The following is a 13067-nucleotide window of genomic DNA, read 5'->3' as shown; positions in this document are numbered from 1 at the left end:
TTAACGAAGACAACACAAGGAGGATTATAAAATGAATCAGATTCAGCGCCTATTTGACATTGACCCTTGGAAAATTACGACCAAAACCTTAGACAAGCAAAATCGTCGCTTACAAGAATCATTAACAAGCACAGGTAATGGTTATATGGGGATGCGGGGAAATTTTGAAGAACAATATTCTGGTGATCATCATTTAGGAACATATTTAGCTGGGGTTTGGTATCCGGATAAAACCCGCGTTGGTTGGTGGAAAAATGGTTACCCTGATTACTTTGGCAAAGTTATTAACGCAATCAACTTTCTAAAATTAAATATTACCGTCAATGGGACAACGATTGATTTAGCTACAATTCCCCATGAAGATTTTCACTTAGAACTAGATATGCAAACCGGAATTTTAACACGTCGCTTTACAATTAAATTAACAGATGCGACTGTCCGTTTTAATTTTGAACGCTTCTTATCAATTGTCAAAAAAGAACTAGCAGTTTTAAAAGTGACTGCAGAAGTAATTACAGGGGCAGCTGAAATTACCATTGATTCTTCTTTAGATAGTAATGTTCGCAATGAAGATAGCAATTACGATGAATTATTTTGGGAAGAAAAAGATAGTGGCACACAAGATAATGGCACTTACTTAACCGTTCAAACCATCCCAAACAATTTTGGCATCGAACGTTTTAGCGTGACAGCACTAATGCAGCATAATCAGCAAGCGCTTGAAACTACACCGGCACCATTAGCAATTTCAGAATCTTTTAGTTATGAAGCAAAAGCCGGTGAAACAATCGATTTTGAAAAAAGAATTATCGTTTTAACTAGCCGTGATGTACCAGAAGAAACACAAGTCAAAAAAGCTAGTGAATTAATGTCTACTTATAGTGAAAGTTTTGACGTTTTAAAAGATGAGCAAGTTGCAGCGTGGAAAAAACGATGGGAATTAGCCGATGTGGCGATTAATGGTGACCCAGCCGCGCAACAAGGGATTCGGTTTAATTTGTTCCAATTATTCTCCACTTATTACGGTGACGATGAACGTCTAAATATTGGACCAAAAGGCTTTACCGGTGAAAAATATGGCGGGGCTACTTATTGGGATACTGAGGCTTACGCTGTTCCACTTTACCTTGCGTTAGCAGAACCAAAAGTTACCAAAAACCTTTTAAAATATCGTCACAATCAATTACCAGAAGCTCACATTAACGCTCAAAAACAAGGATTAGCAGGAGCTTTATACCCAATGGTGACCTTTACAGGAATTGAATGTCATAATGAATGGGAAATTACCTTTGAAGAAATCCACCGTAATGGTTCTATTGCCTATGCAATTTATAACTACACAAATTACACTGGAGACGAAACTTATTTACAAAAAGAAGGTTTGGAAGTTTTAACTGAAATTGCGCGTTTTTGGGCAGATCGCGTTCACTTTTCAAAACGGCAGCAAAAATATATGATTCATGGGGTAACAGGACCTAATGAATACGAAAATAATATTAATAATAACTGGTATACCAATATGCTAGCTGCCTGGGTATTAAAATATACCTTAGAAAATTATCGTCGTTTTGAAGATGTAGCAACTGTTTCAATTCCTCAAAGTGAACAAGAGCAGTGGGAAGATATCTACCGTAATATGTATTTACCAGTTGATGAAGAATTGGGGATTTTTGTGCAACACGATACTTTCTTAGACAAAGATCTTATGCCTGTTACAGACTTAAATCCAGCCGATTTACCATTGAACCAACATTGGTCATGGGATAAAATTTTACGCTCTTGCTTTATTAAACAAGCTGATGTCTTGCAAGGAATTTATTATTTTTCTGATGAGTTTACTTTGGAAGAAAAACAAAAGAACTTCAATTTCTACGAACCAATGACTGTCCATGAATCTTCACTTTCTGCTAGTATTCATGCTATTTTAGCAGCGGAACTAGGGATGGAGGAAAAAGCTTTAGAAATGTATGAACGGACCGCTCGCCTTGATTTGGATAATTACAACAATGATACCGAAGACGGCTTGCATATCACTTCTATGACAGGTAGCTGGTTAGCCATTGTCCAAGGTTTTGCCCAAATGAAAACGGCCCATGAGACACTTTCGTTTGCGCCGTTTTTACCAAGCAAATGGGATAGTTATGCATTTCATATCAACTATCGTGGCCGCTTGTTAGCTGTAACCGTTGAAAAAGAAACAGTTACTTTAAAACTTGTTGCCGGCGATACCATCAATGTAACATTATATGATGAAAACTATGAGTTAGCAGACGAAATCACAGTCGCTATGAAAGACTAGTTCTTGCGCCCGCAGTCTGCGGGCGTTTTCTGGTATATGTATATAAAATATGACGTAAGAAAAACTGCATCCCTTTAGCTTTTCTAATTTTCTAGCTAAAAAACTTACTTTACAAGCCAAGCAGTAGTTGGTAAAACAAAATAAAAAATTAACCGTTATTAATCCATTAATTTGGCTAGTTTTCTGGCGCTAAAATTGCTATGATAGCAAAAGAATCCATTTCAATTAAATTTGGAGGCAAAGCTATGAGTATCACTGTAAAAGATGTCGCTAAAAAAGCCGGTGTCGCAACTTCAACGGTTTCACGCGTCATCAACGATCACCCAAGTATTTCAGAAGAAACCAAGAAAAAAGTGCGAAAAGTTATGAAAGATTTAGGCTATGTACCAAACGTTACTGCGCGGAATCTGGGCAAACAAATCGCTAGTGCGATTGGCATCATCTTACCTCCTTTAGATTCAAAAGAACGCTTGGGCAACCCTTTTTATTTAGAAACGATTGAAGCTGTTAATGAAGAAGCCAGCACATACCACATGTCTGTGGCTGTCGCTTCTGCTAATAATTTTGAAACCTTACTGGAAAATGTCAAACGCATGCATTTGCAAAAGCAAGTGGACGGTTTTATTTTAACGTATTCGGATAATCACGATCCGGTCATTGCTTATTTGGCGGATAACAAAATTCCTTTTACACTAATCGGTCAGCCTTATCAAAAAGAAAGTGAAATTATTTTTGTCGATAACGACAACCAATTATTAGGTAAACAAGCTACTGAATACTTAATTACCCGCGGTCATAAAAATATTTTATTTGTCACCAATACAACTCGCGAAAACCTCTATTTTGAGCGCTACTTTGGCTATCAAAAAGCGCTAATGATTGCGAATTTGACCACGCATGCGGCAGTAAAATTTGAAGCGCCGGAAGATTATATTTTATTTGAAAATATTTTGGAAGAAACAAAGGCCACCGCGCTTGTCGTAATTGATGATTTATTTGCGATGCGGATTATGCAGTTGGTCCAAATGTATGGCAAAAAAATTCCTGATGATATCTCTTTGATTAGCTTTAATAATTCCATTTTTTCTACTTTGGTTCATCCTTACATCACAAGTCTAGATGTCGACGTTTCACGCTTAGGGAAAATGGCTACACAAAAATTAATGGAACAAATTAACCAACAACTCACCGATGGTATTAAAGTAATCGTACCCCACAAACTTATTCAAAGAGAAACGGTTTTAGATTTAACAAAGTGAATTAATTCATCAAAAGCAGCTTGCAAAAGGAGCAGTGACACCTCTTTTTGCAAGCTGCTTTTACCTTTACTAGCGTAATAAATAGACACCTAGTAAACAAAATAAAACACCGGCTGCTTCTTTTAGGGAGAACGGTTCTTTAAAGATAAAAATACCGATTGGAATTAGAAGTAGCGTCAATAAACTTGTCACCAAAATAGCCGCCATACTCATCGGCCAGCCTACCCGATATAACCACAGATAGCCAACTTCGACAAAGACGATTGCAATCCCTAATAAAACAGTGCCACCATTTAAGTAATGCACTTCTTGACTAAGTGGCGTTTTGTCACTTCGAAATAAAAATGAAAATAGACAAATGACCCAAGCAATTCCATACACAACTAAGAGTGAAAAAAATAAATTACTCTTTTCGTTTACACTTTTTGAAGCAAAATGATACAACAGATTTGCAATTACAGTTAGAAGTAATGGTGCATAAAACAAAAGCCTCTCCTCCTTTATCTGCTAAAAAACAGAGAAAAAATCCGTTAACCTGAATTTTTTCTCTGTTTAAGATTATTCTTTTTTACCAGGTTCTGAAGCGATAATGCTACATTTGCCTTCAATGGTCCAATTGGAAATACCATTTGGCATAATGCAACTGGTGCCCATTGGCATTTCATAAGATTTACCATTTACTTTTAATTCACCAAAGCCATCAATAACCGTCATTAATGTATAAGGCGCATGAGCTTGTAGCTCAAGTTTTCCATTTACTTGCCATTCGTACACATTAAAGAAGTCCGTTTTTAAATAAGTGATGATACTGGACTCGCCTTTTTTCACTTCTGTTACGTTTAATTCTGGTTTACGGGCAGGAACTGTTGTGACATCAATAGATTGTTGAATGTGTAATTCACGCGTCTTACCTTGATCATCTTTGCGATCGTAATCATATACACGATAAGTAGTATCAGAGCTTTGTTGGGTTTCTAAAATCATGATACCTTTACCAATCGCGTGAATTGTACCACTTGGAACATAGTAAAAATCACCTTTTTGAACTGGTACCCGCGTCAATAAATCATCCCAACGTTCATCGTGAATCATTTCGGCTAATTCTTCTCGTGTTTTAGCATGATGTCCGTAAATAATTTCAGCACCAGGATTGGCATCAATAATATACCAACACTCCGTTTTACCTAGTTCCCCTTCATGTTTCATACCATACGCATCATCAGGATGCACTTGGACAGATAGTTCATCTTCAGCATCCAAAATTTTAATTAATAAAGGAAAAACCGGTTCGGTCGGATTGCCAAATAATTCTTTATGGTTTTGCCATAACTCATCTAATTTTTGTCCGGCAAATTCGCCATTGGTTACAACACTTACACCATGGGGATGGGCACTGATTGCCCAATCTTCCCCAATTTTATCACTGGGTAAATCAAAGCCAAAAACAGTGTGAAGGCGATTGCCACCCCAGATTTTCTCTTGAAAAACAGGTTTCATAAATAATGGTTCCACGCTTAATTTCCTCCTAGTTATGAATTCATCTCGTGTTAAAAATTAAACTTAACTTTCTAACAACTTGTCTTGCAATATTATACCACTTTTCTAAATTTGTGAGCCTTTTCTTTTAAATATAAAGCCAGTATTTCATCTCTTTTGGCTAAATAAAGACTGCGATTGTCATGCGGATGAACACGATTACTTAAAAAGATAAACCCACTGTTTTCATTGGGATCTAGCAAAAGAAAAGTCCCTGTATAGCCAGTATGAAATAACAAAGGTCGTTTCTGTTCATCTTGTGTATACTTTAAATCCCAGCCTAAAGATCTCTTTCCGTCGTGTTGGGGTGTTTGATCGGTTAAAAGTAGCGCAATCGTTTCTTTTTTTAGATAGTCTTTACCATCAGCCAAATACATCTGAGCAAAAATTTCCAAATCGGCTAAATTGGTAAATAAACCAGCATTGCCAGCTTCTTCTTTTAAAATCCGCGCTTTAGGATCATGAGTTATCCCTTGTAAGACTGTCCCATCAGCTAAGACTTCGGTTGGTACAATTTTGCTTTTTATTTTTTCTGCGGGCAAAAATAGACTATTTTTCATCCCTAAAGGAGCTAAAACTTCAGTATAAAAAATTTCTACCGCCGTTTTTTGGTAGATTTCTTCTAACATAAAGCCTAATAAAATCGTCCCAGCATCGGTATATTGCACTACTTCACCTAAATTTTTTCCCGGTTGTAGCTTTAAATAAGCTTTTTTCAATTCCTCTTTACGCAGTTGATTGCGATTTTCAATCCAGGTCTGAATATCTGAAGTATGGGTTAACAAATGCCGCAATGTAATCTGCTGATTTTCAAAAGCGGATAAGTATTTTTTTAAAGGTGCATCTAAATCAAGACGTCCTTGTTCGACTAACCGTAAAATAACACTCGTAGTACACACAACTTTCGTCAAAGATGCAACGTCAAAAAGACTATTCTTTTGCAATTCTTCTGGCTGAGGAACCAGCATCTTTTTTCCCAAAACGATTTCTTCTGTTTTTTCTTTTTCAATAAAGGCAAAGGCAACTCCGGGAAAAACGCCTTCATTTAGCTGTTTTTTAATCAAAGCCTTCGTTTTAGAATACATTTTTTCACCCTTTATCTTTTTGTTTGATTGTATCATTATTTTCTATAACATTTAAACCTTCCATAAAATCCTAAAAAATAGCAGGGATAACCATAAGAACAAAAAAATCTGGACATCTGTCCAGATTTAAAAATTGCTTAATGTCGTTTCTTTTCCTCGCTCACAAACCACCATTCAATACCAGTAGGATCATAAACGGTAATAATTTGCTTTTTGTGATCAATAAAGAATTCAACCCTCAGCTTTTCTAAATGGTCCGCTAAAGCGAAGATATCTGCTTGTGGAACGCGAAATTGCAAGAAGTCTAAACCCAACACATCATCTGTGGCAAGATCTAATGTACCGCCTTGCCCTGTTGATAATCCCACGTGGAAATTACCACCATTAAGCGCTAAAATACCACTGGTTTCATCTTGAACCTTCAAGCCAATGACATTTTCCAAAAAGTCTTGTTGTTCGTTTAGTCGACTAGTATTTAAATGAATTTTGTCAAAGTGAACGCCACCTGATAAGCGAGGAAATTCCCCAGTCGCCTTTTGCGCCAATGCAACTAGATTTAACGCCACCGGATTTTGATGGGTATTTTTAGAGCCAAAATAAATTTCTAACTGATTACCTTCTGGATCCTCCACTAAAATCCCAGATGCTTCGTTTGCAGTTAAAGCATCTTCAATAGGATAGTTGGCTTGTAAGAGCCGTTGTGCTAAATCTGCCATCTCTTTTTCAGAAGGAATCACCAAACACAAACGTTTAAGTTTTTTTATTTCACCAGTGTGGTCTTGTGCATAAGGACTTTCTTCCAACCATAACAAATCATTCTTATCTTTAGCTGTGCCAAAGATTGCCAACTCATTTTCTTCTCTTTTCAAATTAAAACCAATAATATCTCGGTAAAATTCAATCATTAGGTTCCGATTTTTCACGCGTAACGCCACGGTTTCAAGCCCCGCCGCCGATAGTGCAAATTCAGCCATTTTCTTTACTCCCCTTCCGACAAGCCTATTGTACTTAGAAATTAGTCTGGTCGCAAATGATATCCCTTTTTGCTTTCAAATAACAAACGTCTTAATTAAACCAATTATCGTAAAACAAACTATCAACATGCATTTTATCACTTTTTCGGTAAAAAAAAATAAAATTATCTCTTAAAATGACATTTTTTGTTAGTTAGCTGGAAATTAACCACAAAAAAGTGTCTCACAAGTGGAGACACAATCAAAGTTAATCAAATATTTTGCCAGGATTTAACACTCCTAACGGATCAAAAGTTGCCTTAATTTGTTGCATGAGTTTCAATTTAGCTGGTGAAAGATTTTCCATGAAATATTTTTTCTTTAATAAACCAATTCCATGTTCGGCAGAAGGCAAGCCACCTCTTGCTGCAATTTCACGGTATAACTGATTTAAAAAGCTTTCCAAACGTTTTTGCCAAAGGGAGTCACTTAAGTTTTGTCTCATAATACACGCATGAATATTACCATCACCAGCATGACCGAAGAATACACCTGCTAATTCTAATTGTTGCGCTAGTTTTTTCATATATAAAATAGTCGTGGTAATTTGATTAATTGGCACCACAATATCTAGTGGCTCTTGGATACTGATTGCTTCGACGCCAGAAACAATCGCTCCTCGTAGTTGCCAAATTTCTTTTGCTTCTTTTTCGTTTAAAACGTTAAATGCCCTAATTGTTGCGTCTTTTAGTATTTTTTTTAAATTTTCAATTTGTTCTTGGCACTCCTTAGCACTTCCATCAACCGTTAATAACAAAAAAGCATCCCCAGCTACATTGGGTAAAGGAATTTCCAACAAGTTACTAGCAAAGGCTAAGCCACTTTTTTCAAAAAATTCTAAAGCAGTCGGCGTCACACTAGAAGCTAAAATTTGATAAACAGCTGGTGCCAACTCATTTAAGTCGTTAAATCCAATTAATACGCTTTGTGTTGTAACAGGTCTTGGCCGTAATTTCAGTTGCAACTTGGTAATAATCCCAAGCGTTCCTTCTGAGCCAATAAACAAGTCCTTTAAGTCATAACCAGAACTGGCTTTATTATTTAAACCACCGACTAAAATAAGTGTTCCATCCGCTAATACGACTTCCATTCCCCTGATGTTATCACGAGTAACTCCATATTTTATCGCCCGCATTCCACCAGCATTTGTAGCCGCCGTTCCACCAATAGTTGCCTCTTTTGAACCAGGATCTGGTGCATAGAAGTATGGTGTTTGTTCTAGATAAGTCTGAATTTCTGCTAACGTTACTCCCGCTTGAACGGTTAATGTTAATGTTTTTTGATCCAGTTCAATAATTTGTCGCATTTGCTTTAAACAAACCAAGACTTCACCTTGGCTGGCAAAAGTGGCACCGGTTAAACCAGTAAAACCGCCAATCGTAATTAATTTTTGTTTTTTTTCATTTACTGTTTTAACACATTCAACAACTTCAGCTGTGTTAGTAGGATAAAAAATTCCCGCTGCATTACCAATTTCTCCAGTTATTTTATTTTGTAAATATACTGCTGGTACGTTCTTATCCACTTCTTTCACTTCCTTATTTGAAGTTTAAAACTTAACGGGTAAAATATTGTGCTAAGCGATCCCCACCCCATTGAATGAGTTGAACGACGACCACTAGTAGCAAAATAATAATAATTAAAACAAATGTTTCATAGCGATAATAACCGTATTGAATTGCTAAGTCTCCAATACCTCCTGCCCCAATTGTACCTACCATTGCAGAATATCCTAATAAACTAATAATAGTTAAAACAACACCGCGAATTAACCCAGGTAGACTTTCAGGAATAATAACTCCTACTACAATTTGCTTAGTCGTAGCGCCTTGTGCAACACTTGCCTCCAAGGTACCTGCATCTACTTCAGTAAAAGCTCCTTCGGCAACGCGGGCAAAAAAAGGGATAGCAGCAATCGACAGTGAAATAGCAGCTCCAGTTGGTGTATAAGGATCTCCTAAAATTGCAGCTAAAAAAGGAATTAAAGTGACAAGTAAAATCAAAAATGGTAATGAACGAATAGCATTGACTAAAAAACCAACTGTTTTATGTAGGATAATATTTTGATGAAATAAACTATTACTCGCCAAAAATAGCAGTAACCCAATTAATCCTCCTACAATAACACCAATGATAGTTGCAACAGCCACCATATAAAAAGTGTCTGCCAATGCTTTAGGCAAATGATTTTGTAAAATTTCGATTGTTTCTGCCATTAAATTGCCTCCTTAATTTCTTTTGCAGCAAATACTTTTTGAGATAATCGTAAAAAAGATTGTTCTACAGCATTTTTATCACCGGTTAAATATACTAATAAAATACCAATTACATCATTTTGAATATATTCAATTTTCCCATGAATAATTGAGATTGCCACATCAAATTCTTTTGAAACGTCAGTAATTAATGGCGTTAATGTACTCTTACCTTGATAACGCAATTCAACCAGTCGTCCTTTAGATAAATCTGGTAAAAGTTCATTTGGTAATTGTAGATTTAAATAACGTCCAACTAATTTTTTTGTGATAGCCGCCTTGGGATTAGCAAAGATATTATAGGTAGAATCCGCTTCTACCACCTTACCATTTTCCATTACAGCCATCCGATGAAACAATTTTTTGGCAACTTCTAATTCGTGGGTAATAAAAACAATCGTAATTCCCAATTTTTGATTAATATCTGCTAAAATTCGTAATATTTCTTCGGTTGTCTCAACATCCAAAGCACTAGTAGCTTCATCACAGAGTAAAATTTCTGGGTTATTTGCTAATGCCCGCGCAATGCCAATCCGTTGCTTTTGTCCACCAGATAATTGATTAGGATAACTGTCAATTTTGTCGCCTAAGTCGACTAAATCTAATAATTCCTTCACACGCTCAGGAAGTGCTTGCTTGTAATTTCCCGCTTTTAGTGCAAACGCAATATTTTCTCCGACTGTTTTATTATTGATTAAATTAAAATGTTGAAAGATCATGCCAATTTTTTGTCGCAATTTACGTACTTTATCGGCTGGTAGTTGTGTAATTTCCACACCATCAATTTTTATGCTCCCAGCACTTGGTCGTTGTAGTAAATTCAAAGTACGAATTAAAGTACTTTTACCAGCCCCACTAAGTCCCACTACACCAAAAATCTCGCCTTGTTTAATAGTAAGACTAACGTCATCTACCGCAGCAAAATGCTTTTTTTTCTGACTAAAGTTAACTGTGACATGCTCTAAAATGATTTTATCCATACTAAAAATTGTCCTTTCTTAAGACCTTTATTGCCAATCAGCTGGTTTGTCAAAGTCTTTAAAATCTGATTTAGCAATGGCATCTTTAAATGCTTGACTGGTTAAAGCTGTCTTTATTGCTTTTGCCAACTTATTATCTTTATCAGCAGTGCGCACAACAAAAACATTTTTATATTCTTCTTTTAATTTTTCTAATGCCAATGCATCAGCCGGATCTAGTTTTGCCGCCCATGCAAAATTTCCCGGTACTAACGCTAAATCCACTGTATCAAGTGCACGCGCCAATTGAGCTGCATCTAAAGTTTTAAATTCCAAATTTTTAGGATTTTCCGCGATATCATCTACTGTCGCCTTTGTTTCATCAATATCGTCTTTAATCGTAACCAAATTATTAGCCGCTAATAATTGTAATGTTCGCGCTAAGTTAGAAGCATCATTTGCAATAGCTACAGTCGACCCAGCTTTTACATCTGCTAAACTGGTTATTTTTTTAGAATAAATCCCCATTCCTAACGTAGGTACTGTACCAATAGCGGACAAATCTAATTTGTTATCGGCTGAAAATTTTTCAAGGTAAGCCGTATGTTGAAATAAATTCGCATCAATTTGTTTCGCCGCAAGAGCTTTGTTAGGCTGTACATAATCATTAAATAGTTTAGTAGTTAATTTAAATCCATCTTTTTCAATCAAAGGTGAAATAACCTCAGTCACCATATCGCCATAAGGACCTGGCGCTACTCCCACTACCACTTCTTTTATTCCATCACTAGAAGCGGTTTGTCCTGTTTTTTGATTTCCGTTACCACAAGCCCCTAGAGTGATAAGTGTTCCTAAAGTAATAACCCCTGTTACAATCTTTTTCAATTTCATCTTTTTTCCTCCTTTTTTAATTTCCCTTATGTGTAAAAACTCTTCAGCAATAAAAAAACTCTCGTCCTTATTTTGCTTAAGCAAAATAAGGACGAGAGCACAAGCTTCCGTGTTACCACCTTTATTCATCAGATATTTCATCTGATCTCATCGTAGTACGTGTTCATACTACCGTGCTATAACGGGCACTCCCGTTAACTGCTCGTTTAAAAACTCACAGTTTCTTGCTCAAAGACCATTTTCCAGATGCCTTGTCTACTTCTTTTCACCAGCCGAAGCTCTCTTTAAAACGCATCATCTGTACTTATCTTATCATCGCATTTGTGTTATTGGTAGCTATCATAAAGGATTCCGACGCGTTCGTCAATATAAACATTTGAATTTTCTGATATTTCAGTCAATAAAAAAACTTTTTAGTCGTTTTTTAACGATTCAAAATGCGATGAACACTCTGATCTGTCAAAAATAAAATAGACTTGGCAAACACAAAAAAATTTGGCTACCAAGTCTACATTAATTATTCTTCTGTGGCTAGTTGAGCAGCTTCATAAGCAGCAACTTTTTCCGGATGATGCTTTTGTAAAAAGCGTTTTTTGAAGATTAGAAATTCTTCTAAATCCATTAAAATATGATACAGACGCGCTTTACGTAAAAACTCTTCTTTCGTTTGAGGTAAAGGGGTCTCTTCAATTTTTTGCACCAACTGATCCACCATCTGTAACTGATGAATCGGCTGGCTCATTTCGCCAAAATGTAGCGCAATTTCATTCAAAAATGCGACAATCACTGCCGAATCACTTTTAATTAAACGCAATTTTTTTATTTCATAATGGAGATTATGCAATACATTACATTGTTGCGTCCGCATTTCAAAATAATCCAAATAAAAATCATCGCTTATTGGCAAGCGATTTTGCTGATAAGCAAAGGCCGCTTGGGTGTAGTTATGCAGCTCTTTTTCTAAGCTGATAATATCATCCCAGACATGGTTTTGTAACTGGCTATCTGCTAAGTAAGCAGCCAATTTTTCAAAAACGAGTTTGAATTTTTTTTCACTCGTCTGGCGACAATAGTTTAAATACTTTTTTTGACTTTCATAATGCTGGAAGTGATTAACGACAATGGCAATTAACAACCCAATTACTAATAGCCAAAGTTCATTGGTGATAGCATTGATGGTCAGTGTGCTTTTGGCCATTAAATGGGTCAAAACAACAGCATTAACAGACAGTGTCGGTAATAAGTTCCGCGCACTTAAACCAAATGTCAGCAAAACTAAAATAATACCATAACTAATCCATTCTAAATGTTGGATCGGTTGAATTAAAAATGCTAAAAAAACAGTGATTAAAAAAGTCCCTAAGCGTTGCAAACATAAGCGCCATGTTTGGACTTTCGTGGTAGAGATTGTCAACAGTGTAATAATTCCCGCAGAAGCGGCAAAATTTAAACCCAATAGTTCTGCCAATAAAATCGCCAGTGCGCTACCAATTCCAATTTTTGCAGCATAACCTAAATGTTGTTGCCAAGTATTTTTCGTTAATAGATTCATTTACCGTCTCCTTTTTATAATTTTTCTTTTATTATACTGGAAAAACAGTTGTAATGAATCCCTCCCTTGTTCTTTCAGAGTTCTTTTCTATTTTTAGCCAACATTATTTATCTCACCTCTTTTTAAATCAACTATACCAATAACTAGATTTTATGTTACATCACCAATGTAAAAAGACTTTTACACCTATACATAAATAAAATGATTTGCTATATTAT

The 13067-nt window shown here is 36.1% G+C and carries 11 protein-coding genes and 1 other annotated feature; of the genes, 2 read left to right on the top strand and 9 right to left on the bottom strand.

Annotated elements, in window-relative coordinates:
- The first annotated feature begins 31 nt into the window (after positions 1-31).
- Entirely contained in the window at positions 32-2299 is a 2268-nt protein-coding gene (locus tag RU96_RS06840) for a glycoside hydrolase family 65 protein (protein WP_071864799.1), read from the top strand.
- A 245-nt stretch (positions 2300-2544) separates the two neighbouring features.
- Positions 2545-3558: a LacI family DNA-binding transcriptional regulator gene (locus RU96_RS06835; protein WP_071864798.1), complete on the top strand. Its 1014-nt coding sequence runs from the start codon at positions 2545-2547 to the stop codon at positions 3556-3558.
- 69 nt (positions 3559-3627) lie between these two features.
- Here the strand turns inward: RU96_RS06835 and RU96_RS13185 are convergent, their stop codons facing one another.
- From RU96_RS13185 to RU96_RS06790, 9 genes are all read right to left on the bottom strand, one after another.
- Entirely contained in the window at positions 3628-4044 is a 417-nt protein-coding gene (locus tag RU96_RS13185; RefSeq protein WP_071864797.1) for a hypothetical protein, read from the bottom strand.
- Between the two features lie 72 nt (positions 4045-4116).
- The gene (manA, locus tag RU96_RS06825) at positions 4117-5055 is read right to left on the bottom strand and encodes a mannose-6-phosphate isomerase, class I (RefSeq protein WP_211269901.1); all 939 of its coding nucleotides are present in this window, start codon (positions 5053-5055) and stop codon (positions 4117-4119) included.
- Positions 5056-5147: 92 nt separating this feature from the next.
- Positions 5148-6179, bottom strand: coding sequence for a serine hydrolase domain-containing protein (locus RU96_RS06820; RefSeq protein ID WP_071864795.1), 1032 nt, complete (start codon positions 6177-6179; stop codon positions 5148-5150).
- A gap of 137 nt (positions 6180-6316) precedes the next feature.
- Positions 6317-7153, bottom strand: a complete 837-nt coding sequence (locus tag RU96_RS06815) for a VOC family protein (RefSeq protein WP_071864794.1) — start codon at positions 7151-7153, stop codon at positions 6317-6319.
- A gap of 247 nt (positions 7154-7400) precedes the next feature.
- On the bottom strand, positions 7401-8717 hold the full coding sequence (locus tag RU96_RS06810; protein WP_071864793.1) for an FAD-binding oxidoreductase: 1317 nt from the start codon (positions 8715-8717) through the stop codon (positions 7401-7403).
- A gap of 31 nt (positions 8718-8748) precedes the next feature.
- On the bottom strand, positions 8749-9408 hold the full coding sequence (locus RU96_RS06805; RefSeq protein WP_071864792.1) for a methionine ABC transporter permease: 660 nt from the start codon (positions 9406-9408) through the stop codon (positions 8749-8751).
- Positions 9408-10427 (bottom strand): methionine ABC transporter ATP-binding protein, encoded by a 1020-nt coding sequence (locus tag RU96_RS06800; RefSeq protein ID WP_071864791.1) that lies wholly within the window; start codon positions 10425-10427, stop codon positions 9408-9410. Before RU96_RS06800 ends, RU96_RS06805 begins: the two co-directional genes overlap by 1 nt.
- A gap of 27 nt (positions 10428-10454) precedes the next feature.
- Positions 10455-11297, bottom strand: a complete 843-nt coding sequence (locus tag RU96_RS06795; RefSeq protein WP_071864790.1) for a MetQ/NlpA family ABC transporter substrate-binding protein — start codon at positions 11295-11297, stop codon at positions 10455-10457.
- Between the two features lie 84 nt (positions 11298-11381).
- Positions 11382-11622 (bottom strand) — a binding site (T-box leader).
- Between the two features lie 192 nt (positions 11623-11814).
- On the bottom strand, positions 11815-12849 hold the full coding sequence (locus RU96_RS06790; protein WP_071864789.1) for an aromatic acid exporter family protein: 1035 nt from the start codon (positions 12847-12849) through the stop codon (positions 11815-11817).
- Between the last annotated feature and the right edge of the window lie 218 nt (positions 12850-13067).

The sequence above is a fragment of the Enterococcus canintestini genome (assembly GCF_001885735.1).
Classification (GTDB): Bacteria; Bacillota; Bacilli; order Lactobacillales; family Enterococcaceae; genus Enterococcus_C; species Enterococcus_C canintestini.
The sequence above is the reverse complement of the archived record's forward strand: the minus strand, read 5'-3'. Positions and strand labels throughout refer to the sequence as shown.

Coding starts and splice junctions, on each gene's coding strand:
- RU96_RS06795 (WP_071864790.1), bottom strand. CDS start 11,297: ATGAAATTGAAAAAGATTGTAACAGGGGTTATTACTTTAGGAACACTT.
- RU96_RS06800 (WP_071864791.1), bottom strand. CDS start 10,427: ATGGATAAAATCATTTTAGAGCATGTCACAGTTAACTTTAGTCAGAAA.
- RU96_RS06840 (WP_071864799.1), top strand. CDS start 32: ATGAATCAGATTCAGCGCCTATTTGACATTGACCCTTGGAAAATTACG.
- RU96_RS06805 (WP_071864792.1), bottom strand. CDS start 9,408: ATGGCAGAAACAATCGAAATTTTACAAAATCATTTGCCTAAAGCATTG.
- RU96_RS06835 (WP_071864798.1), top strand. CDS start 2,545: ATGAGTATCACTGTAAAAGATGTCGCTAAAAAAGCCGGTGTCGCAACT.
- RU96_RS06815 (WP_071864794.1), bottom strand. CDS start 7,153: ATGGCTGAATTTGCACTATCGGCGGCGGGGCTTGAAACCGTGGCGTTA.
- RU96_RS06790 (WP_071864789.1), bottom strand. CDS start 12,849: ATGAATCTATTAACGAAAAATACTTGGCAACAACATTTAGGTTATGCT.
- RU96_RS06820 (WP_071864795.1), bottom strand. CDS start 6,179: ATGTATTCTAAAACGAAGGCTTTGATTAAAAAACAGCTAAATGAAGGC.
- manA (WP_211269901.1), bottom strand. CDS start 5,055: ATGAAACCTGTTTTTCAAGAGAAAATCTGGGGTGGCAATCGCCTTCAC.